Annotated in this window: 23 protein-coding genes; 7 read left to right on the top strand and 16 right to left on the bottom strand. The window is 64.4% G+C overall.

What is annotated here, in order from left to right; translation table 11 throughout:
- Positions 1–47: 47 nt before the first annotated feature.
- From ACMGT0_RS21260 to ACMGT0_RS21250, 3 genes are all read right to left on the bottom strand, one after another.
- Positions 48–926, bottom strand: a complete 879-nt coding sequence (locus tag ACMGT0_RS21260) for an SPFH domain-containing protein (RefSeq protein ID WP_054058780.1) — start codon at positions 924–926, stop codon at positions 48–50.
- Positions 927–1,303: 377 nt separating this feature from the next.
- A complete protein-coding gene (locus ACMGT0_RS21255; RefSeq protein WP_416769690.1) occupies positions 1,304–3,253 on the bottom strand; it encodes a DNA topoisomerase III in 1,950 nt (649 codons plus the stop codon).
- Between the two features lie 101 nt (positions 3,254–3,354).
- Complete coding sequence (locus tag ACMGT0_RS21250; RefSeq protein ID WP_054061519.1) at positions 3,355–4,251, bottom strand: LysR family transcriptional regulator; 897 nt, start codon at positions 4,249–4,251, stop codon at positions 3,355–3,357.
- A gap of 175 nt (positions 4,252–4,426) precedes the next feature.
- Between ACMGT0_RS21250 and ACMGT0_RS21245 the strand changes: the two genes are divergently transcribed.
- Both ACMGT0_RS21245 and ACMGT0_RS21240 read left to right on the top strand, forming a co-directional pair.
- Complete coding sequence (locus ACMGT0_RS21245) at positions 4,427–5,071, top strand: hydrolase (protein ID WP_054061520.1); 645 nt, start codon at positions 4,427–4,429, stop codon at positions 5,069–5,071.
- A 66-nt stretch (positions 5,072–5,137) separates the two neighbouring features.
- Entirely contained in the window at positions 5,138–5,749 is a 612-nt protein-coding gene (locus ACMGT0_RS21240) for an antibiotic biosynthesis monooxygenase (protein WP_054061521.1), read from the top strand.
- Positions 5,750–5,805: 56 nt separating this feature from the next.
- Here ACMGT0_RS21240 and ACMGT0_RS21235 read toward each other — a convergent pair whose 3' ends face one another.
- Positions 5,806–6,156 (bottom strand): hypothetical protein, encoded by a 351-nt coding sequence (locus ACMGT0_RS21235; protein WP_054064467.1) that lies wholly within the window; start codon positions 6,154–6,156, stop codon positions 5,806–5,808.
- A gap of 614 nt (positions 6,157–6,770) precedes the next feature.
- Positions 6,771–8,747, bottom strand: coding sequence for a PAS domain S-box protein (locus tag ACMGT0_RS21230; protein WP_416769687.1), 1,977 nt, complete (start codon positions 8,745–8,747; stop codon positions 6,771–6,773).
- Between the two features lie 241 nt (positions 8,748–8,988).
- Between ACMGT0_RS21230 and ACMGT0_RS21225 the strand changes: the two genes are divergently transcribed.
- The 3 genes from ACMGT0_RS21225 (at position 8,989) to ACMGT0_RS21215 (ending at position 11,875) form a co-directional block, all read left to right on the top strand.
- On the top strand, positions 8,989–9,666 hold the full coding sequence (locus ACMGT0_RS21225) for a hypothetical protein (protein ID WP_054058934.1): 678 nt from the start codon (positions 8,989–8,991) through the stop codon (positions 9,664–9,666).
- A gap of 238 nt (positions 9,667–9,904) precedes the next feature.
- On the top strand, positions 9,905–10,384 hold the full coding sequence (locus ACMGT0_RS21220) for an Lrp/AsnC family transcriptional regulator (RefSeq protein WP_054058935.1): 480 nt from the start codon (positions 9,905–9,907) through the stop codon (positions 10,382–10,384).
- Between the two features lie 207 nt (positions 10,385–10,591).
- Complete coding sequence (locus ACMGT0_RS21215) at positions 10,592–11,875, top strand: hypothetical protein (protein ID WP_416769684.1); 1,284 nt, start codon at positions 10,592–10,594, stop codon at positions 11,873–11,875.
- A gap of 20 nt (positions 11,876–11,895) precedes the next feature.
- Here the strand turns inward: ACMGT0_RS21215 and ACMGT0_RS21210 are convergent, their stop codons facing one another.
- The 11 genes from ACMGT0_RS21210 to ACMGT0_RS21160 all read right to left on the bottom strand — a co-directional run bounded on the left by ACMGT0_RS21210 (position 11,896) and on the right by ACMGT0_RS21160 (position 25,290).
- Positions 11,896–13,851: an acetoacetate--CoA ligase gene (locus ACMGT0_RS21210; protein WP_416769682.1), complete on the bottom strand. Its 1,956-nt coding sequence runs from the start codon at positions 13,849–13,851 to the stop codon at positions 11,896–11,898.
- A gap of 157 nt (positions 13,852–14,008) precedes the next feature.
- The gene (gene hbdH / locus ACMGT0_RS21205) at positions 14,009–14,779 is read right to left on the bottom strand and encodes a 3-hydroxybutyrate dehydrogenase (RefSeq protein ID WP_054058938.1); all 771 of its coding nucleotides are present in this window, start codon (positions 14,777–14,779) and stop codon (positions 14,009–14,011) included.
- A gap of 10 nt (positions 14,780–14,789) precedes the next feature.
- Positions 14,790–16,181, bottom strand: a complete 1,392-nt coding sequence (locus ACMGT0_RS21200; protein ID WP_416769680.1) for a GntP family permease — start codon at positions 16,179–16,181, stop codon at positions 14,790–14,792.
- 316 nt (positions 16,182–16,497) lie between these two features.
- On the bottom strand, positions 16,498–17,913 hold the full coding sequence (locus ACMGT0_RS21195; RefSeq protein WP_416769678.1) for a sigma-54 interaction domain-containing protein: 1,416 nt from the start codon (positions 17,911–17,913) through the stop codon (positions 16,498–16,500).
- An 11-nt stretch (positions 17,914–17,924) separates the two neighbouring features.
- Positions 17,925–19,520: an ABC transporter ATP-binding protein gene (locus ACMGT0_RS21190; protein WP_416773531.1), complete on the bottom strand. Its 1,596-nt coding sequence runs from the start codon at positions 19,518–19,520 to the stop codon at positions 17,925–17,927.
- 14 nt (positions 19,521–19,534) lie between these two features.
- Positions 19,535–20,557: an ABC transporter permease gene (locus ACMGT0_RS21185; RefSeq protein ID WP_273826301.1), complete on the bottom strand. Its 1,023-nt coding sequence runs from the start codon at positions 20,555–20,557 to the stop codon at positions 19,535–19,537.
- Positions 20,557–21,621: a microcin C ABC transporter permease YejB gene (locus tag ACMGT0_RS21180; protein WP_054060039.1), complete on the bottom strand. Its 1,065-nt coding sequence runs from the start codon at positions 21,619–21,621 to the stop codon at positions 20,557–20,559. The genes ACMGT0_RS21185 and ACMGT0_RS21180 overlap by 1 nt, the downstream gene beginning before the upstream one ends.
- Positions 21,621–23,483, bottom strand: a complete 1,863-nt coding sequence (locus ACMGT0_RS21175) for an extracellular solute-binding protein (protein WP_416769675.1) — start codon at positions 23,481–23,483, stop codon at positions 21,621–21,623. Before ACMGT0_RS21175 ends, ACMGT0_RS21180 begins: the two co-directional genes overlap by 1 nt.
- Positions 23,484–23,613: 130 nt before the next feature.
- The gene (locus tag ACMGT0_RS21170; RefSeq protein ID WP_273826303.1) at positions 23,614–23,940 is read right to left on the bottom strand and encodes a peptidylprolyl isomerase; all 327 of its coding nucleotides are present in this window, start codon (positions 23,938–23,940) and stop codon (positions 23,614–23,616) included.
- A 60-nt stretch (positions 23,941–24,000) separates the two neighbouring features.
- Positions 24,001–25,092, bottom strand: coding sequence for a 3-deoxy-7-phosphoheptulonate synthase (locus ACMGT0_RS21165; RefSeq protein WP_416769673.1), 1,092 nt, complete (start codon positions 25,090–25,092; stop codon positions 24,001–24,003).
- A gap of 45 nt (positions 25,093–25,137) precedes the next feature.
- Positions 25,138–25,290 carry a hypothetical protein gene (locus ACMGT0_RS21160; protein ID WP_192842763.1) on the bottom strand — a complete coding sequence of 51 codons (153 nt, stop codon included), beginning with the start codon at positions 25,288–25,290 and terminating at the stop codon, positions 25,138–25,140.
- A 440-nt stretch (positions 25,291–25,730) separates the two neighbouring features.
- On the opposite strand from ACMGT0_RS21160, the gene ACMGT0_RS21155 reads away from it, so the two are divergent.
- Positions 25,731–26,489 carry a carbon-nitrogen hydrolase family protein gene (locus ACMGT0_RS21155; protein ID WP_416769671.1) on the top strand — a complete coding sequence of 253 codons (759 nt, stop codon included), beginning with the start codon at positions 25,731–25,733 and terminating at the stop codon, positions 26,487–26,489.
- Positions 26,486–26,944 (top strand): GNAT family N-acetyltransferase, encoded by a 459-nt coding sequence (locus ACMGT0_RS21150; protein WP_054060035.1) that lies wholly within the window; start codon positions 26,486–26,488, stop codon positions 26,942–26,944. The genes ACMGT0_RS21155 and ACMGT0_RS21150 overlap by 4 nt, the downstream gene beginning before the upstream one ends.
- The last annotated feature ends 19 nt before the right edge of the window (positions 26,945–26,963 follow it).

The raw sequence follows: 26,963 nt of genomic DNA, 5'->3' as shown, positions 1-26,963 counted from the left end.
GTGCAATTCGGGAGGCATGGCAGTGGACGTCCTCCTGATTTCGGACCTCAGTCCGATTTACGCTCCTGCCGCGCGTCGATGAAGGGCAGGGTGCCGCTTGGCAGTACCGTCGTTGGCAGCACGCCATTCCAACGCTCGGCCTTGGTCAGCTCCACCAGGTTCTGGTTGCTCGCCAGCGCCTGGGCTCGGGCCTTGATCGCTTCCGCTTCAGCGCGCCCCCGCAGTTCGGTGGCCTGGGCATCGGCCTTGGCCTGGGCCAGTTGGGCGTCCGCTTCGGCCTGGGCCTGGGTCACGCGGATCTGCGCCTGAACCTGCTCGGTGGCCAGTTGCTGTTCACGGGTCTTGACCTGCACTTCGGCCGCCATGCGCGCCTCGATGGCTTTTTCGTAGGCATCGCTGAAATCGATGTTTTCCACCTGCACGCTGTCGATGATCACCGGGCCGTTGATCGAGCCCTTGATGGCGGTAGAGATGTCGCTGACCAGTTGCACGCGATTCTGCACGGCGGCCACGGCATTGAACTGGCCGAAGACGTTTTCGACCTGGGTGGGCACCTGGCGGCTGATCAGGCGGTCGCGGATACCTTCGATGTCCTTGAACTGGGTGTAGACCTTGGCGACATCGGAAGGGGCGACGTGCCAGGAGACCGAGACCTTGAGCTGCGCCGACTGCTGGTCCTTGCTGTAGGCCTGCAGGTTCTCGTAGGCCGAGACCTGGCTCTGGATGCTGATCAGGCGAACGCTCTCGATGAAGGGCATCTTGAACGACAGGCCCGGGTCGACGACGCCCACCAGTGCGCCGTTTCTCAGGAGCACGCCGCGCTCGGTTTCATCCACGGTATACCAACTGCCGAAAAACACGATGAGCACCAGCAGGGCTGCTACACCGCCTGCCACTTTGCCAATCAGATTGGGGGTGGGGGTCATATCTCGTTCCTTTGAAGGGCGGGCAACCACTCCCTGAATACGCTGCCCGATTATCCGGAGAGCATGTCCCGCCAACATGGCCAATGGTTTTGCAGGCCGCCGTGCGAACGCCTCGGTGGCAGGGCCGCTTGCGGCGGCGCTCGCCATGATAACTTCCGAACCTGTTTCATGCTGAGAAGGTGTTCCCAGACTTGAGGACAGGGGGAATGCGTTGCGAAAAAACACATCACGCGATGAGCCATATCGGCACTTCACAAGGACGCCGTCTGACGTCCGGGCTCAATCGGGAGGTCGCTATCAAGGGCGTTAGCCGGATAACCGCCAGTGCAAGGTGGATCACCTGAGCCGCCAGGTGCAATGGCCCTCCACCCGGTTGGTCATTTCTTTGGACGACTGCTCGCCGCCTTTGCCGGGCGGCGGGCTCTTGTGGTCCTGGTTCCGGAGGCCTTGCGTTTCTTCTTCCACGGCGCAGGTGCCGTGGTGCCGGGCGGCATGCTGATCTGCAGTTTGAGCTCGACACAGCGTCCCACCTGCTTGCTCATCCAGGCCGCCTGTTTGGCGACGAATTCTTCCAGGCTCATCTCGCCGCTTTGCACCATGTCCAGCGCCTGCTCCCAGATGGCCGTGGTGCCCGGGTCGGCAATCGCCCGCGGCACCGCGTCGATCAGGCTGAAGGCCGCCGCAGTCGCCGACAGGCTTTTGCCATGCTTGACCAGGTAGTTGCGGTCCAGCAGACCCTGGATGATGCTGGCGCGGGTGGCCTCGGTGCCGATGCCGGTTGTTTCCTTGAGCTTCTGCTTCAGGCGCGGGTCTTCCACGTACCTGGCGACGTTCTTCATCGCCTTGATCAGGTCGCCTTCGGTAAAGGGTTTTGGCGGCTGGGTCCACAGGTCCTTGAGCTCGACCCGGTCCACTGCGCACTCGTCGCCCTCGCGCAGCTTCGGCAAGGCCTGTGGTTCCGGTGCTTCGCGGCCCTTGGGTGGCGTCAGCGCCTCCGGCAGGGCGCGTTTCCAGCCGGGTTCGATCACCTGCTTGCCCACGGCCCGCAATGCCTGTGCCGCACAGTCGAAATCGGCCTGGGTGCGGTCGTACTCGTGGTTGGGCAGGAATTGCGCCAGGTAGCGGGCTCGAATCAGTGTGTAGACCGCACGCGGCTTGCCTTGCAGGCGCTCCAGGCTCGCGCCCGAGCCGGTCGGGATGATGCCGTGGTGGGCGGTGACCTTGGCATCGTTCCAGGCCCGTGAGCGGCGTGTCGGGTCGAGATGCGGGGCCAGCTTGCCCAGGCTCGGGTCGGCCCGTTCCAGCGCCGCCAGCACCCGCGCGGCGTCGCCGTGCTGGCTGAGGGGAAGAAAGCCGCAGTCGCTGCGTGGGTAGGTGATGACCTTGTGGGTTTCATACAGCGACTGGGCGATGTCCAGGGTCTCCTGGGCGCCGAGCCCCAACCGCTTCGAACACACTTCCTGCAAGGTGCCGAGGTCGAAGGGCAGGGGTGCCGGCTCGCGAATCCGCTCGGTCTTGAGTTTCACCACCCGTGCGCCGGGAGCCGCGCTCATGGCGGCGGCGGCCTGCCGGGCGAGGGCCTGGTTCAGGCAGCGGTCCTGATCGTCACAGGCGTCCGAGGGCGCGCGCCATTGCGCGACGAAGGGCTGGCCGTCATGCAGCAGGCGCACATCGATTGCCCAGTAGGCCACCGGCACGAAGTCGGCGATGCTGCGGTCGCGGTCCACCACCAGGCGCAGGGTCGGCGTCTGCACCCGACCCACCGGCAACACGCCCTGGTAGCCGGACTGGCGGCCGAGCAGGGTGAACAGCCGGCTCATGTTCATGCCGATCAGCCAGTCGGCCCGCGAGCGGCCCAGGGCCGAATGGTAGAGGTTGAAGGTTTCGCTACCCGGCTTGAGGGCCGCCAGGGCCTTGCGGATCGAGGCATCGTCCAGCGCCGACAGCCAGAGCCGCTGGATCGGCCCGCGATAGCGACAATGTTCCACCAGCTCGCGGGCGATCATTTCCCCTTCGCGATCGGCGTCGGTGGCGATCACCAGTTCCCGGGCTTCGCCCAGCAGGCGCTTGACCGCCTTGAACTGGCTGGCGGTCTTGGGCTTGACCTGCATCTTCCATTGTTCCGGGACGATCGGCAGGTCGGCCAGCACCCAGCGCTTGTAGCGGGCGTCATAGGCGTCCGGCGGGGCGGTTTCCAGCAGATGGCCGATGCACCAGGTGACCGTGGCATTGGCACCGACCCAGCAGCCATCGCCACGGCGCGTAGCACCGAGCACGGCGGCGATGTCCTTGGCCTGGGAGGGTTTTTCGCAAAGAAACAGCCGCATGGCCACCTTCATTCGATCATGTGCGCAAGAGAGCGGACAGCATGCTCAGTACCGGGGTTTTGAGCAATGCCTTTTCTGTATGTATATACAGTCTATTTGTTTCAGCTCTCTGCGGCTACCGCCAGTTCCCGCACCAGGAAGTCGATGAATGCCCGGGTTTTCTGCGGTACCCGGCGCGCCGAGGCGTACACCGCGTTGATGCTGATCGGCGGCGCCTGCCATTCGCACATCACCGGCACCAGGCGCCCGGCGGCCAGGGCCTCCTCGACGATGAAGTCCGGCAGCAGGGCGATCCCCATGCCGGCCTCGGCAGCCTGGGCCAGCAGGTCGCCGTTGTTGGCGTGCAAGGGGCCGGTGACGGTGACCCGCTGGGTTTCCCTGCCGTTGCACAGTTGCAGGCTGACGCCACTTTGCAGGTAGCCGTAGTTCAGGCACTGGTGGGCGCACAGTTCCCGTGGCGTCGTAGGCGTCCCGGCGCGCTCCAGGTAGTCGGGGGAGGCGACCATGATGCGCGGCGCCGGGGCCAGCAGTTTGGCGACCATGGACGAGTCCGGCAGGCTGGCGATGCGGATGGTCACGTCGAAGCCGCCCTTGACCGGGTCCACCTGCTGGTCGCTGAGCACCAGTTGCAACTCGACGTTCGGATGTTCCCGGTGAAACAGCGGGATCAACCGCCCCAGCCGCCGCAGGCCGAAAGACATCGGCGCGTTGACGCGCAATACCCCGCGCAGTTCGCCGATGCCGTCGCGGGCGCGTTGCTCGGCCTCGTCCAGCGACGCCAGCAGTTCGCGGGCCGCTTCGTAGTACTCGGCGCCGGCCTCGGTCAGGTGCAGGCTGCGGGTGGTGCGCAGCAACAACTGCACGCCGATGGCCTCTTCCAGCGCCTGGATCTGCTTGCTGACTTTCGAGCGTGGTACGTCCATCGCCCGTGCCGCCGCGGCAAAGCCATTGGCTCCCACGGTGGCGACAAATGCCCGCATGCATTCGACGCGATCCATGACTGTTCCTTAAATAGAATCAATGATTCTCGATTTTATGGAATTGTCCCTTTTTTATCCAGGCCCTAAAGTTCATTCCAAGCAGGCAGCACAGGCCTTCAAGTGGATCCCAGAGGCAACTGCCAGATTACCTGTGACCCCGGTGGTCAACCTCGAAACCCAAAGGAACTCAATCATGTCCAACCGCGAACTGCTGAACCCAACCAACTGCGCCCTGATCCTGATCGACCACCAGCCCCAGATGTCCTTCGGCGTGCAGTCGATCGACCGCCAGACCCTGAAGAACAACACCGTGGGCCTGGCCAAGGCAGCGAAGATCTTCAACGTGCCGACGATCTACACCTCGGTGGAAACCGAAAGCTTCAGTGGCTATATCTGGCCGGAACTGCTGGCCGTGAACCCGGGTGCCGAGCCGATCGAACGGACCTCGATGAACTCCTGGGAAGACAGGAAGCTGGTGGAAGCAGTGAAAGCCACCGGTCGCAAGAAGCTGATCATGGCCGCCCTGTGGACCGAGGTCTGCCTGACGTTCCCGGCCCTGGAAGCCATGGCCGAAGGCTACGAGGTGTACATCGTCACCGACGCTTCCGGCGGCACCACCCAGGAAGCCCACGACATGTCCGTGCAACGGATGATCCAGGCCGGTGCGATTCCGGTGACTTGGCAGCAGGTTCTGCTCGAGTTCCAGCGTGACTGGGCGCACAAGGACACCTACGGCCCGGTGATGGACCTGGTACGCGAGCACAGCGGCGCCTACGGCATGGGCGTGGACTACGCCTACACCATGGTGCACAAGGCGCCACAGCGTCAGGTCAAGTAACAGGGAGGGGCGGGTGTAGCGCTTACGCCTGCCCCATCGGTCACCTACAGGAAGATGGAATCAGCCATGAATATCGAATTGTCCGACGGCGTGGTCACGCTGCTGGTACGCCACCGGGTCAAACAGGGTGGGGACCAGGCCTATGAAGCCTGGTTGCGCCAGATCGTCGCCAAGGCGCGTACCTATCCCGGGCACCTGGGGATCGACGTGGTGCGTGGGCACAGTGGTGGCCTGGCGCTGTTCACCAGCGTGCTGCGCTTTGCCAGTACCGAACAATTGCAGGTTTGGCTGGATTCCGATGATCGTCGCGAGCTGGTCGATCAGGCCCGTCCGTTGCTGGCCGATGGCGACCAGACCGAAATCAACGCCGACCGCGAGTTCTGGTTCACCCCCGTGCAGGTGGATGCGCCGACGCCGCCACCGCGCTGGAAGCAGGCCTGTGTGACGTTCCTGGTGATCCTGCCGCTGACCTTCCTGGTACCGCTGTTGTGGAAACCGTTATTCGCCCTGTGGCCCTGGTTGGGCGGCTATGTGCCGGCCAACGTGGTGATTACCCTGACCATCGTATTGCTGGTGGTCTATGTGTTCATGCCGCGGGTGACGCGCCTGTTCAGCCGCTGGCTGCAGCCACGGCAGGATACGGTCCCGGCGCCTGCTCATGGCGAGACAAGGCGATAGGTTGCGCCAATAAAAAACCCGACACTCGTGTCGGGTTTTTCGTCTCGGGCAAGGTCTTACTTGCGACCGCCCAGTGCGCCGCCGGCCGCGCCACCCAGGCCCGCGCCAATGGCTGCGCCGGTGCTGCCGCCGAGCTGGTTGCCCAGGTACGAGCCGCCGGCTGCGCCCAGGCCGCCACCGATGGCGGCCTTGGTCTTCTTGCCTTTCTTGGCGGCAATGGCGCCACCGGCCGCGCCAGCCAGGCCCGCACCAATGGCTGCGCCGGTGCTGCCACCCATCTGCTGGCCAACCACGTTGCCCAGGACGCCACCCAAGCCACCTCCGACTGCTGCCTGGGTACCGCCGGCCGCCATGGCGCCTTGGGTAAACAGGGCGCTGAGCGCCAGAACGGTAAGTGCTTTACGCATGTTGCGAACCTCGAAATGAATGGAGCGCCAATTGTCGCCGGGCGCGGGCAGGGACGCAAACGCTCTTGAGGGGTTGGGCCGGTTTATATTTTTTTGCGTCCGGGGAACTTTCCTGTTTTGCGAGGTGGGTAGAGAAGCGCTGAAATATCCGGTCAGGGGCTGGATTGAATGAGCCGTTCATCGGATTTTATATTGTCCGAATAATAACCTTCATCTATCTACCGGATAATTCACGGATATGGAGTGTGGTCTTTCCGGGGTTTTCAGTAACTGTCGTGAACCGCTTTGGTGCAAATGCATTAATTACCCCGTCGCTCGACCCAAAACAGGGCTTTGCCGAGCTTTGGTTACGCTGATATCCGGGAAAAACCTGTGGTTATTTAAGGGGTTAGGAATAAAGTCAGATTAAAAATATCTTGTTACGAATTTCCGGGATCAGTTATTATCGCCCTGCGTTCACCTACCACGGTTTATGCATTCTTTAAGGCCCAAGCGTCCATCAGCCGCTTGGGCTTTTTTTTGTCTGGAGTTTTTGCAGAGCGCCAGCGATATAAACCTTATTACAAGTAAGGTTTATATCCCCGATGCAGCCGGTGTCCATTTACTGAAACCGGTCAGGTGCCACTGATCACTTCGCGCACGCGGTTGGCCAGATCGTCCAGGGCGAACGGCTTGGTCATCACGTGCATGCCGGGTGCCAGGTTGCCGTCGCCAATGACCGAGTGTTCGGCATAACCGGTGACGAACAGCACCTTGAGTCCCGGCCGGGTCTGTCGGGCCAGCTCCGCCAGTTGCCGGCCATTCATGCCGCCGGGCAGGCCGACGTCGCTGACCAGCAGATCGATACGGATCGGCGACTGCAGAATCTTCAGGCCGGTCGCGCCGTCGCTGGCCTCCAGTACCTTGTAGCCGCGTTCCTCCAGCAGATCGACTTCCAGCATGCGCACCTGGGGTTCGTCATCGACCACCAATACCGTTTCGCCTGCCAGGGCCTGGGGGGCCGGCGGCGAAGCGAGGGCGGCCTCGCGCTCCTCGGTCTCGGCAAAGTGGCGAGGCAGATAGAGGCGTACCTGGGTGCCGCTGCCCAACTGCGAACTGATGCGCACCTGGCCACCTGACTGCAGGGCGAAACCGTAGACCATCGACAAGCCGAGGCCGGTTCCGGAGCCCAGTGGCTTGGTGGTGAAGAACGGTTCGAAGACCTTGCCCAGGATATCGGCCGACATCCCGCAGCCGTTGTCCGCGACGCCCAGGTACACATAGCCGCCGGGAGGCAGTTCCAGCGCCAGGGCCGATGCCGAGTTGAGGGTGATGTTCGCGGTCTCGATGCTCAGGTGACCACCTTCGGGCATCGCATCGCGGGCGTTGATGCACAGGTTGAGCAGCGAGTTTTCCAGCTGGTTCTGATCCACCAGGGTGGTCCACAGGCGCTCGGACAGCTTCGATTCCAGTTGTATCGAGGGGCCGACCGTACGTCGTATCAGGTCTTCCATCTCCCTGATCAGCAGGTTGACGTTGGTCGCCCGCGAGTCGAGGGTCTGCCGACGGGAGAAGGCCAGCAGCCGGTGGGTCAGGGCGGTGGCCCGGCGCGCGGCGATCAGCGCGGCATTGATGTAGCGGTCCAGTTGCTCCACGCGACCCTGGTCGATGCGGCTCTGCAGCATCTCCAGGCTGCCGCTGATGCCGGTCAGCAGGTTGTTGAAATCGTGGGCCAGGCCTCCGGTCAGTTGTCCGACGGCCTCCATCTTCTGGCTCTGGCGCAGTTGGGCCTCGGCCCTGGCCAGGGCCTGGGCCTGTTCCTTGTCGAGGGTGCAGTCACGGCCGACGGCGTTGATGACTTCATCGGAGGGGCTGGAAGACCAGTTGATCCAGCGGTAGCCGCCGTGCTTGCAGCGGTAGCGGTTTTCAAAGCGGCGGATGCTCTGCCCGGTGGCGGAATAGCGGGCACGTTCAAGAGTCTGCTCGAGATCATCCGGGTGGATCAGGTCGTAGAGGCTGGTACCGAGCAGGTCGGCTTCGCTCCAGCCCAGGGTGTCCTCCCAGGCCGGGTTGATGGCGATGATCCGGCCATCGAAGGTGCAGCGCAGCATAATGTCCGAGGACAGGGTCCAGAGCTGGTTGCGATCATCGGTACGGGAGGCGACTTCCTGCTCCAGCGAGACGTTGAGCTGCTTGAGGGCGATTTCCGCCTGGCGTCGCTCGGTGATGTCATTGAAAAACACCGCGACCTTGTAGGCGCCCGGGCTGCCGACACGCACCGCATGCACCGCATACCAGCGCCCGAGTCCCTGCGCCTGGTTTTCAAAGCGTCGCTCCACCCCACTCAGGGCCACCTCGCCGTAGATATCGAACCAGTGCTGTTCGTGGGTCGGAATCATCTCCCGCATCCATCGACCCTTGGCTCCAACCAGACCGGTTTCGCGTTCGAACGCCGGGTTCATGTCGAGAAAGCGGTAGTCCACGGGCTTTGCGCCCGCATCGAATTTCATCTCGATAATGCAGAAGCCGGTATCGACCGCCTCGAACATCGTTCGGTAGTAGGTGTCCTGCTCGACTGCTTGCTCGAGCGTCCCGGTTCCGGATACTTCCATGATTGCCCCATGCGAAAAATAGCTGCCTGAATGGTATCAGGACGCTGCCTACTGGTAATTATGGTTGTGCGGATGTCGAGAAGTTCTGTTTGCCGGCAGGCTTCTTGGCGGGGCAGGCCTTATCGCTGCAAACTTCAGGTTGCCTGGGAAGCTGCCGATAACGAACAACGCTCTCCTTATCGGCCTCCTGCTCGTCATGTGCCCGATGGTTCGAAGCCCCACTCTCCAACAGGAAGTTGACATGTTTCCACGAAAGTCCCCCGTGAAAATCCTCGCCTCGCTGTGTGGCGCCACGGTGCTGCTGTGTGGCGCACCCGCCCTGGCCGCCACGTCGCTCAATGATTATGTCGCCTGCGACAAGCACTCCCTGGCCGTCATCGAGCAGCCGCTGTTCAATGGACTGATCCCGACCAGAACCGAAAACGGTTTCACCCGGCCCGTGGGTGGCACCCGCAGTGAACTGGGACGGCGCTGGATGTTCGACAAGCCGGTCATCCTCGACGGTGTCAGTCTGACCGGTTTCTACGCCGAAGACATGGACATGATGGGTTCGCGCCTGATCAGTTGGGGGTTCTACACCGAGCAGACGCCCAGGGAACTGTTCGAGTTGCTCGAGCAACACAAGCGCACCGGCGCGGCGGATGCCGGGGGCATGTACGCTCGTGCTGAAATCTGGTCCCACAGCCAGCGGGCCTGGCAACCGGAAGACCCGCAGAGCAATTCGGGCAAGCTGGTGATCGATACGGCCGAGCGGGTGTTCCTGATCGAGCCGGCTGCCGAGGACCTGGCCAAGAGCAGCCCGAACAGCCGGGGCATGCTGACCTGTTCGATCCAGGGCAACGTCATCGAGCCGATGCTGGTGGACAGCCGTCCCGATCTGATCAGCAAGGCCCGCCAGGGTCTGTATGAAAAGCCTTGAGACGAAGGTCAGGCAAGGCGAAAACAGCCGAGGAAGTGGAGCTTACGGTTTGTAAATGAGCATTGCGAGGCTGTTCTCAACGCCGCATCGCCGAGTATCACGGTTTTACATACAGAGCCTGGAGCCCGGCGGCCGGCCAGGTGCAAGAGCAGGCTGAAAGTGATTCAGGCATCGGCCAAGGAAGGTCGTACAATGGCGCCTGTTTCTTTCTGGTCGTTTGAAGTGAGGCAAGCCATCCATGGCTGAAATTCGTGACCTGTCGATCGTGCTGGACCGCATCGACCAGGCAATTATCGAGGTGTTGCGCCATGACGGACGCATCACCTACCAGAAACTCTCCGAGCGCGTGCACCTGACGCCCAGGCCGTGCCTGGAGCGGGTGCGCAAGCTGGAGCAGTTGGGGGTGATCCGCGGCTACGGAGCCATTCTCGACGAGAACAAGCTGTCGCCCGGCCTGTCGCTGCTGGTGCTGGTGGCGCTGTCGGGTCAGAGCGGGCGGGCAGCGCAGAAGGCTTTCGAGGCCAAGGTCCGTGCCTGCCCCCAGGTGCTCGAATGCCACCTGCTCAGCGGCGCCTTCGACTACAGCCTGCGCATGCGTTGCCGGGACATGGAGCATTACCGGGTACTGACCGAAACCTGGCTCAACGATGAAGAGCTGCATATCGACAAGCTGGTCAGCCACCCCGAACTGGCGATGGTCAAGACCGCCATGGAGTGAGCCGGTCGCCGCCGCCGCCGCTGGCCTGGCTGATACCCTTGTCCGAATGAGTCTGATTGGCTTGAAAAGTCACCAATATGGCTCGCAAGGCCACAAAACCTGTCATTTCTGACAGTTGTCCGGGAAACCTCCGATGGATTGAATAGCGGGCAGATCGCAACGGCTGCACCGCCGCAGGCGACGTCTCTTTCATGGAGGAATCCCCTGATGATGCTGCAAGCGTTGCGCGGCTGCCGGGTCAACCCGGCGGGTGAGCTGGATCCGGGGTTCGGTTGCCTGGGCAAGGCGCAGGTGGAGTTTGCCGGCAGCCTGTCGAGCCAGGCCAATGACGTGCTGTTCTGTCCCGATGGCAAGATTCTCGTGGTCGCCAGGGTGGAGATGCCCACCGGCTTGCATTTCGGCCTGGCCCGCCTGCATGCCGACGGTTCGCCGGACACCTCGTTCGGCCAGGGTGGCAGCCTGGTTGGCCGGTTTCAGGCCGCGGGCGAGTCGACGGGTATCAGCCTGCGTCGGCTGCACGACGGGCGGATCCTGGTTTTTGGCCTGCATTATCCGGATGACCGGCGCACCTTGCCGGTGGTGGCGCGTTTTCTCGCGGACGGCCGTGCCGATCCGCTCTTCGCTGACCAGGGCGTGCACCTGCTGCGCCTGCCCGGCGATCTGTCCGAGGGGCCCCGTGACAGCTGGCTGCCACCGGGACTGGCAGGCTTCGAGAGCTGTTTCGGCGCCGTGCAGCCGGACGGCAGGATCCTGCTGACCCTCAACCACAGTTATTCCGCCACCGATCATGTCGGCCTGCTGGTTCGCCTGCTGCCCGATGGCGGCCTCGACCACAGCTTCAATGGCCTGGGCTTCGTGATGGTCCGGCGGCGGCTGATGAACAGCTGGCTCAGCTGTGTCCTGCTGCAGCCCGATGGCAAGATTCTGGTGGGTGGCTCAATCGATTTTCCACCCAGTGGCCTGGTGGCCCGCTACTTGCCGGAGGGTCGGCTGGACCCGGCCTTTGGCCATGAAGGCTACCTCTGCGTGCACTTTGCCGACGCCAGCTCGACGGTCACCCGGCTGGCCCGTAGTGCCCAGGGGCAACTGTTTTGCGTGGGTACCCGCTTCGAGCCGTTGGGCGGTGCGCTGCAGGGGTTTACCGCCAACGGCTGCATCGACCGGCGCTTCAACCAGGGGGCCGCGGTGCTGCTGAATATCGACGCGCCCGCCTGCCGCTGGGCAACGGTCGCGGTTCAGCCGGACGGATCGATTCTCGCCGCCGGCTCGACGGTGGCCGGGTTCGGCTCGGACCTGGTGCTGGCGCGTTACCTGCCGAACGGCCAGCTCGACCTCGACTTCGCTTCCGGCAAGGGCTACGTGCGTACCCGCCTGGGCAAGAGCCTGGACACCGTCACCGCGCTGGCGGTGCAGGGCGACGGACGTATTCTGGTGGCCGGGCATTCCATGCTCGGCGGTTTCCAGGCGGTGGTGATGCGCTATCTGGGCTGATGTCCTGTGATATGTGCGGCTCACTCGCGCAGTTCCGGACGATCGCGGAACTGCTCCAGCGCCTCCGGGTTGGCCAGGGCATCGGTGTTCTTCACCGGCAGCCCGTGCACCACGTTGCGCACCGCCAGTTCGACGATCTTGCCGCTCAGGGTCCGGGGAATGTCCGTGACGGCGACTATCTTCGCCGGGACATGGCGTGGCGTGGTGTTGTCGCGGATCACCTGGCGGATTTGCTGCAGCAGGGCATCGTCGAGCGCTACGCCCTCCTGCAGGCGCACGAACAGCACCACCCGCACGTCGTTCTGCCATTGCTGGCCGATGGTGAGGCTTTCCACCACCGCCTCGACCTTTTCCACCTGCCGATAGATCTCCGCCGTACCGATGCGCACGCCGCCGGGGTTGAGCACGGCATCGGAGCGGCCGTGGATCATCAGGCCGCCGCCCTCCAGCTCCTCGGCGTAGTCGCCCTGGGCCCAGACCCCGGGGAACAGGCTGAAATAGGAGGCCATGAGTTTCTCCTGCTGCGGATCGTTCCATAGCCCGACCGGCATCGCCGGAAAGTGCCGGGTGCAGACCAGTTCGCCCTTTTCGCCGTGCAGCGGCTGGGCCTGGTCGTTCCAGACCTCGACGGCCATGCCCAGGCTCTTGCACTGCATCTGGCCGCGAGTGACCGGCAGCACCGGGTTGCCGCTGACGAAGCAGGAGACGATATCGGTGCCGCCGGACATCGACGACAGGCACAGCTCGGCCTTGATTTCCCGGTAGACGTAGTCGTAGCTGTGGGGCGACAGCGGCGAGCCGGTGCAGAGAATGGTCTTGAGGCGGGTCAGCCGGTGCGTCTGCCGTGGGCTGAGCCCGGCCTGTTCAAGGGCGGCCAGGTATTTCGGGCTGGTGCCGAAGACACTGATGCCCTCGTCGTCGATCAGGTCGAGCAGGCGCTGCGGGCCGGGATGGAAGGGCGAGCCGTCATACAGCACCACCGTGGCACCGACCGCCAGCGCCGACACCAGCCAGTTCCACATCATCCAGCCACAAGTGGTGTAGTAGAACAGGCAGTCGCCAGGCCCGAGGTCGACATGCAGGCCGTGTTCCTTGAGATGTTGCAGCAACACGCCGCCGGTGCTGTGGACGATGCACTTGGGCACGCCGGTGGTGCCGCTGGAGTAGAGGATGTACAGCGGCTGGGCGAAGGGCACCGGGACGAAATACGGCTCGCCGCCGGGTTGGTAGAAGTCCTGCCACAGGTTCACCCTGGCGTGGGTCCGGAAGTCCTCGGCGCGTGCCTGGGAATGCGCGTAGGGCACCACCAGCAGTTGCTGCAGCGAGGGCAGGTGCTCGAGGATTTCGTTGAGCTTGGCGCTCTGCTCCAGCTCCTTGCCGGCATAGCGGTAGCCGGCGCAGGCGATCAGCACCTTGGGCTCGATCTGGCCGAACCGGTCGATCACGCCGTGGGTGCCGAAGTCCGGCGAGCAGCAGGACCAGATCGCGCCCAGGCTGGTGGTGGCAAGCATGCCCACCAGGGTTTGCCAGGTGTTCGGCATGCACGCCGCGACCCGGTCGCCGACGCCGACACCGGCCTCGCGCAGACGTTGTTGCAGGCCAGCGACATGGGCGGCCAGTTCGGCGTGGGTGAGGGTTTCCCGGCGCCCGTCCTCGCTGACCGCGACCACCGCCAGATGGTCGTCGCGGCGGCGCAGCAGGTGTTCGGCGAAGTTCAGCGTCGCCTCGGGGAACCAGCGGGCGCTGGGCATGTGCTGCTCTTCGCTCAGCACGCGGCTGGGCGGGGTGTGGAATTCGACATCGAAGAAGTCGACGATGGCCTGCCAGAAGTCCTCGCGGCGCTCGATGCTGAAGCGGTGCAGGGCCGGGTAGTCGGTGATCTGCAGGTCGTGACGGTGATTGACGAAGCGCCGGAAGGCTTCGATACGGGTCTTTTCGATGCGTTCTGCGCTGGGGCGCCACAAGACTTCTGACATGGGGTTCCCTTTTTATTTTGTGCTGTTAATGCGGGCCTCTTCGCGGGCAAGCCCTGCTCCTACAGGTTGGTGTCGTGTGCAAGTCCTGGGCTCGCCTCACTTCTGTAGGAGCAGGGCTTGCCCGCGAAGGCGCCCTCAAGGCCGCCAACCATCCAGGCTACTGCGCCAACCACCCGCCATCGATATTCCACGCCGCGCCCCGCACCTGGCTACCGGCCTCGCTGCAGAGGAACAATACCAGCTCGCCCAACTGCGGTGGGGTGACGAATTCCAGCGACGGCTGTTTCTCCGCCAGCAGGTCATGCTGCGCCTGCTGCGGGTCGACGCCGGCAGCGGCCCGGTCATCGATCTGTTTCTGCACCAGCGGCGTCAGCACCCAGCCGGGGCAGATGGCATTGCAGGTGACATTGCCGGTGGCGGTCTCCAGGCCGACCACCTTGGTCAGGCCGATCACCCCATGCTTGGCCGCGACATAGGCGGCCTTGCCCACGGAGCCGACCAGCCCATGCACCGAAGCGATGTTGACGATTCGCCCCCAGCCCTTGGCGCGCATGCCCGGCAGGGCCAGGCGGGTGGCATGGAACACCGAGGACAGGTTGATCGCGATGATCGAGTCCCAGCGCTCCACCGGGAACGCCTCCACCGGTGCGACGTGCTGGATGCCGGCGTTGTTGACCAGGATATCGACACCGCCGAACTCCCGTTCGGCATAGGCGAACATGTCGGCGATCTGCGCCGGGTCGCTGACATCGGCCGGGTGGTGGCCAACCTTGCCGCCGAACCGGCGGACCTCGGCGAGCACCGCGCTGGCGTCGCCGAAGCCGTTGAGGATCAGGTCGGCGCCGGCCCTGGCCAGGCCCAGGGCGATGCCCAGGCCGATGCCGCTGGTGGAGCCGGTGACCAGGGCGGTTTTTCCTTTGAGACTCATAGTCGTTTCCTCAGACGATGCCGGTGGCGTAGAACGTGGCGATCACCACGAATACCGCCAGGGTCTTGATCAGCGTGATGCAGAAAATATCTTTATAGGCTTCGCGGTGGGTCAGCCCGGTCACGGCCAGCAGGGTGATCACCGCGCCGTTGTGCGGCAGGGTGTCCATGCCACCGCTGGCCATGGCGGCGACCCGGTGCAGCACTTCCAGCGGAATGTTCGCGGCGTGGGCGGCACTGACGAAGCTGTCGGCCATGGCCGCCAGGGCGATGCTCATGCCGCCGGAGGCGGAGCCGGTGATCCCGGCCAGCAGGGTCACGGTAATGGCTTCGTTGACCAACGGATTGGGAATGCTCTTGAGCCCGTCGGCCAATACCAGAAAACCCGGCAACGAGGCGATCACCGCACCGAAACCGTATTCCGAGGCGGTGTTCATCGCCGCCAGCAGGGCGCCGCTGACCGCGCTCTTGCTGCCTTCGGCCAGCTTGCTGCGAATCGCCCGGAAGCCGAACGCCAGCACCACCAGGATGCCCACCAGCAGCGCCGCCTGGACCGCCCAGATGGCGGTGAGCTTGGCGACTTCGGTCTGCACCGGCGCGGCCATGCCGGGCAGGCTGAGGGTGTGGGTCTTGCCGTACCAGACGGGAATCCAGCGAGTGAACAGCAGGTTCATGAGGCCCACCAGCAGCAGCGGCGAGAGGGCGATCCAGGGGTTGGGCAGGCGAATGTCCTCGGCGGTTTCCGGCTCGTTGCGCAACTGCGTGCCGTAGCCTTCGCCGGCGACCTGGGCCTTGTTGCGCTGGCGTTGCAGGAACAGCATGCCGGCGCAGAACACGAACACCGTACCGATCACGCCCAGCCAGGGTGCGGCCCAGGCGGTGGTGTTGAAGAAGGTGCTGGGAATGATGTTCTGGATCTGCGGCGTGCCGGGCAGGGCGTCCATGGTGAAGGAGAATGCGCCGAGGGCGATGGTCGCCGGGATCAGGCGCTTGGGGATGTTGCTCTGGCGGAACATCTCGGCGGCGAACGGATAGACCGCGAATACCACCACGAACAGCGAGACACCGCCATAGGTCAGCAGGGCGCAGACCAGCACGATCACCAGCATGGCCTGGCGGGTGCCGAGCAGGCCGATGGCGGCGGCGACGATGGAGCGGGAGAAACCCGACAGCTCGATCAGCTTGCCGAACACCGCGCCGAGCAGGAATACCGGGAAGTAGAGCTTGATGAAACCGACCATCTTGTCCATGAACACCCCGGTGAAGGCGGGCGCGACAGCGGCAGGGTCGGTGAACAGGACAGCGCCGAGGGCGGCGATGGGGGCAAACAGGATGACGCTGTAGCCTCGGTAGGCGGCCAGCATCAGCAACGCCAGGGCTGCGAGGGTGATGATCACACTCATGGTGTGTCTCCAATTGTTATTTTTGTAGGTTAGGTCTGAATCTCCAGTGGAAATAGCGAGTTTCGTGCCATTTCATTAACTCATTGAAAAATAATGATATTTTTTATTTTTCGAGTGATTTTCCTTGGGGTTGTCTCTAAAGAGAGACGATTCTGCAGGCGACGCTCCCCTTGTAGGAGCCGGGCTTGCCCGCGAAGAACGATAACGCGGTCTGTCTGGAGGCCGCGTTGCCTGTATTCGCGGGCAAACCCGGCTCCTACAGGGAAGTGTTGGCCGTTCGATGAGTGTTTGTCTCTAGAATTAGACGGGTGTCTCTTTATTGAGACTCGCTGATGCCCAGCGCCACCATTTTCTTGTACAGCGTCGAGCGCCCCAGCCCCAGTTGCCGTGCGGCTTCCACGACCTTGCCGCCGCATTGCGCCAGGGTTGCCTCGATCAGTTGTCGTTCGAAGCGCTCACGGGCGGCGCTGAAAGTTTCGTTCCCAGGCGCTGCCATGACAGGAACCGGCGCCCGCTCCAGCGGGCTGAAGGTACCAATCGCCCCACGAATGTCGGCAGCCCCCAGCACCTGAGTATCCCCCAGCAGCGCGGCGCGCTCCAGCACGTTGCGCAACTCGCGGATATTGCCCGGCCAGGCATGCTGCCCCAGCAGCTCCAGGGCCTCGGCGGTCAACTCATGGTGGCTATCGAGTTCCTCGAGGATCACCTCGCTCAGCGCCGGTAGATCCTCCAGGCGCTCGCGCAGCGGCGGCACGTTGATCGGCAGGACATTGAGGCGGTAATACAGGTCGGCGCGGAATTCGCCACGCCGGATCGCCGCCTCCAGGTCGGTGGAGGTCGCGGCGATCACCCGCACGTCGCTGCGCAACACTTCGTTGGAACCGACCGGCTCGAATTCCTTCTCCTGCAATACCCGCAGCAGCTTGCTCTGCAGGGGCAGCGGCATGTCGCCGATCTCGTCGAGGAACAGCGTGCCGCCCTGGGCGATCTGCAGCTTGCCGGGGCGGCCCTTGCGGTCGGCGCCGGTGAAGGCGCCCGGGGCTGTCCCGAAGAACTCCGCCTCCAGCAGGGTTTCCGGAATTGCCGCGCTGTTGATGCTGACGAATGCCTTGTGCGCCCGTGGCGAGGCGCTGTGGATGGCGTGGGCCAGCAACTCCTTGCCGGTACCGGTTTCGCCCAGCAGCAGGACCGGTGAGTCGGTGCTGGCGCTGCGGCGGGCGCGGCGCTTGACTTCCAGGCTCGCCGCGCTGGTACCGATGAAGTGGGCGAAGTTGTACTTGGTCTGTCGGGCCCGCAGCAGCGAGCGGGTCGATGCCAGTTCTTCCTGCATGCTCTGGTAGCGCTTGAGCAGCGGCGACAGGCTGTTCAACTCGCCGAACAGGGCAAAGCCGATGGCGCCGATCACCGCGCCAGCGTCGTCGTGAACCGGCAGGCGCATCACCACCAGCGGTTCCTTGGGCATGTCCTGCAGGTCCAGCAGGATCGGCCGGCCGGTGCGCACCACTTCGCGCAGCAGGCTGCCGGGGATCACCCTTTCGCAGGGTTGGCCGATGGCCTGTTCGGCGCTGGAGAGGCCAAAGCGCTTGGCGTACCGTTCGTTCATCCAGACGATCCGCGCATCGCGGTCGACGATCACCGTGCCTTCGCTGGACTGCTCGATGTTCTCGAACAGCGAGCGAATCGCCAGCAAGCGGACCCGCTGGTAGTCCTTGAGGCTTTCACGGTCGTTCATCGGCGTCTGGCTCACGGGCAGTTCAGGGGGGCGGTGTGCGTCAAGGTCGCGGCCAGCAGCTCCCGGGTGTAGGGGTGCTGCGGGTGGTCGAACACCGCGCAGGTGCTGCCCTGTTCGACCACCTGGCCGTCCTTGACCACGATCAGGTCATGAGCCAGGGCGCGGACCACCGACAGGTCATGGCTGATGAACAGGTAGGTCAGGCCATGCTTGGCCTGCAGGTCGCGCAGCAGGGCGACCACCTGCTTCTGCACGGTGCGGTCGAGGGCCGAGGTCGGCTCGTCGAGCAGGATCAGCGCCGGCTTGAGCACCAGGGCGCGGGCAATGGCGATCCGCTGGCGCTGGCCGCCGGAGAACTCATGGGGATAGCGATGACGGCTCTGCGGGTCGAGGCCGACCTCCTCGAGGGCGCGGATCACCTGCGCCTCGTGTTCGGCGGCGGTACCGGGGCAGTGCACCTCGATCCCCTCGCTGATGATCTGCGCCACCGACAGGCGCGGGCTGAGGCTGCCGAACGGGTCCTGGAACACCACCTGCATCTGCTTGCGCCACGGTCGCAGCTGTTTCTGGTTCAGGCCGTCGAGGGCCTGGCCCCGGAAGCGGATGCTGCCCTGGGCGTCGAGCAGCCGCAGGATCGCCTGGCCGAGGGTCGACTTGCCCGAGCCGGACTCGCCGACGATGCCCAGAGTCTTGCCGCGCTGCACGCAGAGGCTGATGCCGTCCACCGCCTGCAGGTATTCCTTGCGCCGCAGCCATCCACCGCCGATCTGGAAGCGCACGCGCAGCTCATCGACCTGCAGCACGCTTTCGCTGTCGCCCAGGGCCAGCGCTTCGCCCGCTGGCTCGGCATCCAGCAGCAGGCGGCTGTAGGGGTGTTGCGGCTGGTTGAACAGGGTTTCGCAGTCGGCCTGCTCGACGCTTTCCCCGGCCTTCATCACGCAGACCCGCTGGGCGATGCTGCGTACCAGGTTGAGGTCGTGGCTGATCAGCAGCAGCGACATGCCCAGGCGTTGTTGCAGTGACTTGAGCAGCAGCAGGATCTTGCGCTGCACGGTGACGTCGAGGGCGGTGGTCGGCTCGTCGGCGATCAGCAGTTCCGGCTCGCAGGCCAGGGCCATGGCGATCATCACCCGCTGGCGCTGGCCGCCGGAGAGTTGATGGGGATAGGCCTTGAGCCGTTCCCGGGGTTTCTGGATACCCACCAGTTCCAGCAGTTCGAGGATCCGCGCCTGGGCTGCCTTGCCGCCCAGGCCCTTGTGCAGCATCAGGGTTTCGCCGATCTGCTTTTGCACCGTGTGCAGTGGGTTCAGCGAGGTCATCGGCTCCTGGAAGATCATGGCGATGCGGTCGCCGCGAATCTGGCGCAGGGTAGCGTGGTCGGCGCCGAGCAGTTCCTGGCCGCGATAACGCACGCTGCCGCTGGCCTGGCAGCCGGTCTGTGGCAGCAACTGCAGGATCGAATGGGCGGTGACCGACTTGCCCGAACCGGACTCGCCGACCAGCGCCAGGCACTCGCCGGCGCGGATGTCCAGGCACAGGTCGCGGACCACGGGCTGGCCGCCGAAGGCGACGCTCAGGTGGCGGATTTCAATCAGGTTGTCGGTCATGGCGCGGGCCTGGTTCATGAGCGGGGGTCGAAGGCATCACGCAGCGCCTCGCCGATAAAGACCAGCAGCGAGAGAATCAGCGCCAGGGTGAAAAAGGCGGTGAATCCCAGCCACGGGGCTTGCAGGTTCTGTTTGCCCTGGCCGATCAGTTCGCCCAGCGAGGCGCTGCCGGCGGGCATGCCGAAGCCGAGGAAGTCCAGGGCGGTGAGGGTCGAGATGGCGCCGGTGAGAATGAACGGCAGGTAGCTCAGGGTCGCGTTCATGGCGTTGGGCAGGATGTGCCGCAGGATGATCTTGCGGTCGTTCAGGCCCAGGGCACGAGCGGCCTTGACGTACTCCAGGTTGCGCCCACGGAGGAACTCGGCGCGCACCACGTCGACCAGCGCCAGCCAGGAGAACAGCGCCATGATCCCCAGCAGCCACCAGAAGTTCGGCTCGACGAAGCCCGAGAGGATGATCAGCAGGTACAGCACCGGCAGCCCGGACCAGACCTCCAGCAGGCGCTGGCCGAGCAGGTCGACCCAGCCGCCGTAGTAGCCCTGCAGGGCGCCGGCGGCGATGCCGATCAGTGCGCTGATGGCGGTCAGGGCCAGGGCGAACAGGATCGACACCCGCGCGCCGAAGATCACCCGCGCCAGCACGTCGCGGGCCTGGTCGTCGGTGCCCAGCCAGTTCACCGTGGTCGGTGGGCTGGGCGCCGGCTTGTTGAGGTCGTAGTTGGGCGTGTCGGCGCTGAAGGGGATCGGCGGGAACAGCATCCAGCCGCCATCGCGGGTGATCAGCTGGCGCACGTAGTCGCTGCGGTAGTCGGCCTGGAACGGCAGTTGGCCGCCGAACTCCTGTTCGGTGTAGCGCTTGAACACCGGGAAATACAGCGAGCCCTGGTAGCTGAGCACCAGCGGCTTGTCGTTGGCGATCAGCTCGCCGCCCAGGCTCAGTGCGAACAGCGCGGCGAACAGCCACAACGACCACCAGCCGCGGCGGTTGGCCTTGAACCGGTCGAGCCGGCGCCGGCTCACGGGGGAAAGTCGCAGCATCAGGCGTTCCTCGCGGCGAAGTCGATACGCGGGTCGACCAGGGTATAGCAGAGGTCGCCGATCAGTTTTATCAGCAGGCCGAACAGAGTGAAGATGAACAGCGAGCCGAACACCACCGGGTAGTCGCGCGACACCGCCGCTTCGTAGCTCATGCGGCCGAGGCCGTCGAGGGAGAAGATCACCTCGATCAGCAGGGAACCGGCGAAGAACACGCTGATGAAGGCCTGGGGAATGCCCGAGACCACCAGCAGCATGGCGTTGCGAAACACATGGCCGTAGAGCACCCGGCGTTCGCTCAGGCCCTTGGCCCGGGCGGTGACCACGTACTGGCGGGTGATCTCGTTGAGAAACGAGTTCTTGGTCAGGATCGTCAGGGTGGCGAAACCGCCTATGACCAGCGAGGTCACCGGCAGCACCAGGTGCCAGAAGTAGTCGGCGATCTTGCCCAGCGTCGACAACTGGTCGAAGTTGTCCGAGACCAGGCCGCGCACCGGAAACCAGTTCAGCGAGGTGCCGCCGGCGAACAGCACGATCAGCAGCATGGCGAACAGGAACGCCGGCATGGCGTAGCCGAGGATGATCGCGGTGCTGCTCCAGATGTCGAAGCGGCTGCCGTGCCGGACCGCCTTGCGGATGCCGAGGGGAATCGACACCAGGTAGGTGATCAGCGTGGCCCAGAGGCCGAGCGAGATGGTTACCGGCATCTTCTCCAGGATCAGGTCGGTGACCTGGGCGCCACGGAAGAAGCTCTTGCCGAAGTCGAGGCGGGCGTAGCTCTTGAGCATCAGCCAGAAGCGCTCCGGTGCCGGCTTGTCGAAACCGTACTGGCGCTCGATATCGGCGATCAGCTTGGGGTCGAGGCCGCGGCTGGCGCGGGATGAGCCGTGCAGCCCGTCACCACCGCCGGTGCCGACCGCACCCGCGCTGCCCAGGCCCTGCAGGCGGGCGATGGCCTGTTCCACCGGGCCACCGGGCGCGGCCTGGACGATCACGAAGTTGACCAGCAGGATGATCAGCAGCGTCGGGATGATCAGCAGCAGGCGCCGCAGGATGTAGGCCGGCATCAGCGGTGCCCTCCGTCATGGCCGCGCCTGATCAGTTCGGCGGTCATCTGTTCGTTGGTCAGCGGGGTCGGGCTGATTTCCCACCAGGTCTCGATGGCCGCGTCGTTGCTGGCCTGTATCGTCGGGATACCAAAGCGGTTCCACCACACCGTGGAGATGCCCGGCGGGTAGTAGTTGGGAATCCAGTAGTAGTTCCACTGCAGCACCCGGTCCAGGGCATGGGCGTAGCTGAGCATCCGCTTCTGGGTGTCGGCTTTCACCAGGCCGTTGATCAGGCTGTCCACGGCGGGGTTCTGCAGGGCCATGAAGTTGTTCGAGCCCGGGTCGGTGGCCGCCTTGGAGCCGAAGAAATTGTACAGCTCGATGCCCGGCGAGGTGGTCACCGGGTAGCCGCTGACGATCATGTCGTAGTCGCGGTCCTTGAGGCGGTTGACGTACTGCGAGGGGTCGATGCGGCGGATGTCCATGCGGATGCCGATCTGCGCCAGGTTGCGCTTGTAGGGCAGCAGCAGGCGTTCCATGCCGTTCTGGGCATTGAGGAAGGTGAAGCTCAGCGGCTCGCCCTGGGCGTTGACCAACTGATCCCCCCTGGGCTTCCAGCCGGCCTGCTCCAGCAGGGCCAGGGCCTGCAACTGCTTGTCCCGCAGGTTGCCGCTGGCGTCGGTCCTGGGCGCCTCGAAGACCTGGGTGAAGACCTCGTCGGGAATCTGTCCGCGCAACGGTTCGAGGATCGCCAGTTCGGCCTGGTCCGGCAGCTCACGGGCCGCCAGTGGCGTGTTGGAGAAGAAGCTCTGCTGGCGCACATACATGTTGCGCATCATCTGCCGGTTGCTCCACTCGAAGTCCCAGAGCATGGCCAGGGCCTGACGTACCCGGCGATCCTGGAAGATCGGCTTCTGCAGATTGAACACGTAGCCCTGGGCCGTCTGTGGCGACTCCTGGGCCAGTTGCGCCTTCTGCAGCCGGCCGTCGCTCAGCGCCGGGCTGTCGTAGCCGATGGAGTAGGCGGTGGCGGAGAATTCGCGGTTGTAGTCGTAGGCACCGCCCCGCAGCACCTGGCGGGCCACGTCGGTGTCGCCGAAGTACTCGATGCTGAAGCGGTCGAAGTTGTACAGGCCGCGGCTGACCGGCAGGTCCTTGCCCCACCAGTCGGGGTTGCGGGTGAAGGTGATGCTGCGACCGGAGTCGACCTTGCTCACCCGGTAGGGGCCGCTGCCCAGCGGGGCCTCGTAACCGCCGCCGTCGGCGAAGTCGCGGGTTTTCCACCAGTGTTCCGGCAGCACCGGCAGGGTGGCGATATCCAGCGGCAGCGAGCGGTTCTCGGTGTTCCTGAAATCGAAGCGGACCTGGGTCGGCGATTCGACCACCACGTCCTTGATGCCTTCGAACTGCATGCGGTAGCTCAGGCTGCCCTGGGTCATCAGCAGGTTGAAGGTGTAGCGCACGTCCTCGGCGGTGATCGGCGTGTTGTCGGCGAAGCGGGCCTTGGGGTTGAGGAAGAAGCGCAGCGACAGGCCGTCATCGGAGCGCTGCATCTTCTGTGCGACCAGGCCGTAGACGGTGTAGGGCTCGTCGAGGGAGCGCACCGCCAGCGGTGAATAGATATAGCCGTCGATCTGCGAGACGCCGATGCCCTTGTCGATATAGGGCAGCACATGGTCGAACTGGCCGATCTCGATGGCCGAGCGCTTGAGGCTGCCGCCCTTGGGGGCGTCGGGGTTGGCGTAGTCGAAGTGGCTGAAGCTGGCCGGGTACTTGGGCGGCTCGCCGTAGACCGTCAGGGCGTGTTGCGCGGGAGCGGCGTGGGCGACGCTGGCGAACAGGGCCAGGGTGCCGAATGTCAGGGAGAGAACCAGTCGCATCGTCAGCCTTGAGGACGGTGTGAAAGTGGGATTGCAAGCGATCTCGCATTTCCCCCGGTGGCGGGTGGCCCCGCCACGGGAGAGGCGCTGCCATGGGAACCGCCCCGGCGGGCAGCCCCGGGCAGAGCGATCAGTCCTGGCGGCTGGTGACTTCCAGCAGGTGGTAGCCGAACTGGGTTTTCACCGGGCCTTGCACGGTGTTGATCGGCGCGCTGAACACCACGGTGTCGAATTCCTTGACCATCTGGCCCGGGCCGAAGGAACCCAGGTTGCCGCCGTCACGGCTGGAAGGGCAGGTGGAGTTGGCCTTGGCGATCTCGGCGAAGTCGGCGCCGCCTTCGATCTGGGCCTTGAGTTCGTTGCACTTGGCTTCAGTGGCAACCAGGATGTGGCGGGCAGTGGCTCGGGCCATGGTGAGGTACTCCTTTGGGTAAAATGTTGAGCCTACCGGATTCAGGCGGCTTTTTCCCGGCAAAGTTCCTCGACGGCGGCCCGGCTTGCCCGCGAACGGGGCCTGTCAGGCACTCACCGCCTTGCAGGACGCCTGCTCCCGCAACCGCTGCGCCGCGCTACGCAGCAACTGCTCGGTCGCTTCCCAGCCCAGGCAGCCATCGGTGATCGACACGCCGTACTTGAGGGACGGGCTCAACGGCTGGCAGCCCTCGAACAGATGGCTCTCCAGCATCATGCCGATCAGCGAACGGTCACCCTGCAGACGCTGTTCCAGCACCTCGGCGAACACCGCCGGCTGGCGCAGCGGGTCCTTGCCACTGTTGGCATGGCTGCAATCGACCATCATCCGGCTCGCAATGCCCTGCTTCTCCAGGCCCGCCCGGGCCAGGGCGATGCTGCGGGCATCGTAGTTCGGGCCACGATGGCCGCCGCGCAACACCAGGTGGGTGTCGGGGTTGCCCGCGGTCTGGATGATCGCCGGGTGCCCCTGGCTGTCGACCCCGAAATGCCGGTGCGGGTGCGCCGCCGAACGCATGGCATCGCTGGCGATGCCGACACCGCCGTCGGTGCCATTCTTGAACCCCACGGGCATCGGCAGGCCGCTGGCCATTTCCCGATGGATTTGCGACTCGGTGGTCCGTGCGCCGATCGCGACCCAGCTCAGCAGGTCGTCGAAGTAGCTGGCCGCCATGGGCTGCAGCAATTCGGTGGCGATCGGCAGGCCCATGCGCAGCATCTCGCGCATCAGTTCGCGGGACAGCGCCAGGCCGCCGGCCATGTCGTCGCTGCCATCCAGGTGCGGGTCGTAGGCCAGGCCTTTCCAGCCGACCGTGGTGCGCGGCTTTTCGACATAGGCGCGCATGACCAGCAGCATCTGGTCGCTGACGTCGTTCGCCAGGCTCGCCAGGTGGCCGGCGTATTCGAGGGCCGATTGCGGGTCGTGGATCGAGCAGGGGCCGACGATCATCAGCAGGCGCGGGTCCTCACCGTCGAGGATGGCACGTATGGCCTGGCGGTGGCGGGCGACCTGGTCGCTGAGTGTGGTGTTGAGGGGCAGGTGCTGCTTGAGTTGCAGGGCCGTCGGCAGGCGCTGGGTCAGCGGCTCGTTGGCGGACGACAGGGTGGACAGTGGCAAGGCGCAGAGAGACGAATTCATGTTCGGGGTTCCTTGGGCAGGCGGCGGGTCTTCCCGCGCGCGGCCCTATTGCGGTGTTCGACAATCAGCCGGATGGGCTGCGAGTGTGTGCTTGCCACCTGTGAGTGACCGTTCGGAGGCGGCGTGCTGTCCCGAGCGGAGGTTGGTAAATCGCCAGGCGGTGGTGAGTTCGTAGCGGTAATAGGTGGCGTAGTTCATGTCGGTCTTCCTCGATTCGAAATGTCTGTTGAAACGGTTTGCGTAAAACTGAAGCCCTGGAAAAACAAAACCCCCGGTCGGGAGGCCGACCGGGGGTTGTTGATTCTCTGGTAGGCGACCCCTTGAGTAGTGGGCGCCGGTTGGGTATCAGGCGCGCCAGTGGCTAAACCAGTACCCAAAATAAAAGCCTGCGGATGCGCCGGCGGTTTTCACCCAGGCAGCCACTGGCAAGCGCAGGGCGCTGGCAGTCTGGCAAGGCATGGAATGAAGGGTGGGCATGGCGCGTCTCCGATGGAATGTCCCGAGCTTACTAGAGCCATGGGACGCTGTTCAATCAGAAATTTCTATGGATCGCGCCCCGCAGTCGCTATGGCTTAAACAAATTAAACGTTTTATGACAAACTCACCGGACATTTCCTACTCGATCATCAGGCATGCCCATGACCGTCCTGACCATTGCCGCCGCTCAGTCCTGCTCTCTAGCCGGTGATCTGCAGGGCAACCTCCAGCGGCACCTGCGTTTCATGCAGCAGGCGGCGGAGCGGGGCGTGCAACTGCTGGTATTTCCCGAACTGTCGCTGACCGGCTATGAGCCGAGCCTGGCGGCGGCACTGGCGATCACCCCGGATGCGGAGGTATTGCAACCCTTGTCCGATCTGGCGCGCGAGCTGCGACTGGTGACCGTGGTCGGCCTGCCGATTCGCCGGTCTCCCGCCGACCCGCTGCTGATCGGCGCGCTGACTTTCAACGCCGAGGGCTCCCGGCAGCTCTACAGCAAACAGCATCTGCACGAAGGCGAGGAACAGGTGTTTAGCCCGGGGGCGGGAGGCGCTGCCTTGGCCCTCGGCGCCGACACTGTCGCTCTGTCGGTTTGTGCTGACTTTTCCCACGCCAGCCATGCCCTCCAGGCCGCCCGATCTGGCGCTAACCTGTATGCATCAGGCGTGCTGATCAGCAAGAACGGTTACGCCGCCGACAGTGCGTTGCTCCAGGGGTATGCCCGTGAGCACGACATGGCTGTGCTGATGGCCAACCACGGTGGGACCACCGGCGGCTGGGCGGCGGCGGGGCGCAGTGCGATCTGGGCGGCAGGCGGGCGACGGGTAGCGGCTGCCGCTGGGATGGGGGATGTGCTGGTGATCGGTCGACGTGTCGACGGCACGTGGCAGGGCGAGGTGGTTGAAGTGGAGGGGCTGTGACCCGGGATTGGCGTTTTCGCCCGGCTACCGAGGCGGACCTGGCGTTCGCCCGGACGCTGACGCGCAGGAACATGATGGCCTACTACTGCGAGTACGATCTGCTCTGGCAGGAGGAAGCCTTCGATATCGCCTGGGCCGGACGGCAGAACGCCCTGTTGTGCGAAGGTGAGCAGGTGCTGGGTTTCGTCAGCTTCAGTCGGGACGCCAGGGCGCTGTATATCCGCGAGTTGCAACTGATCGAAGCGGGGCGTGGGCGAGGCTTGGGTGGCTGGCTGATCATCCAGGCGCGTGACATCGCTTTCAGGGAAGGGCGGCCGGAGGTGCGCTTGACCGTGTTCAAGAGCAATCCCGCCAGGCGGCTTTACGAGCGTATGGGGCTGGAGGTCGTAGGGGAGGACGAGTGCTTCTTTCGCATGAGTGTCGGGGCTGTGAAGTCGAGCGGTGGAATCGGCTGATAGTATTTTCGGATTGAGC

Origin of the sequence: Pseudomonas sp. RHF3.3-3, assembly GCF_048069595.1 — a bacterium.
In the GTDB taxonomy this organism is placed as follows: Bacteria; Pseudomonadota; Gammaproteobacteria; order Pseudomonadales; family Pseudomonadaceae; genus Aquipseudomonas; species Aquipseudomonas fuscovaginae_B.
The sequence above is the reverse complement of the archived record's forward strand: the minus strand, read 5'-3'. Positions and strand labels throughout refer to the sequence as shown.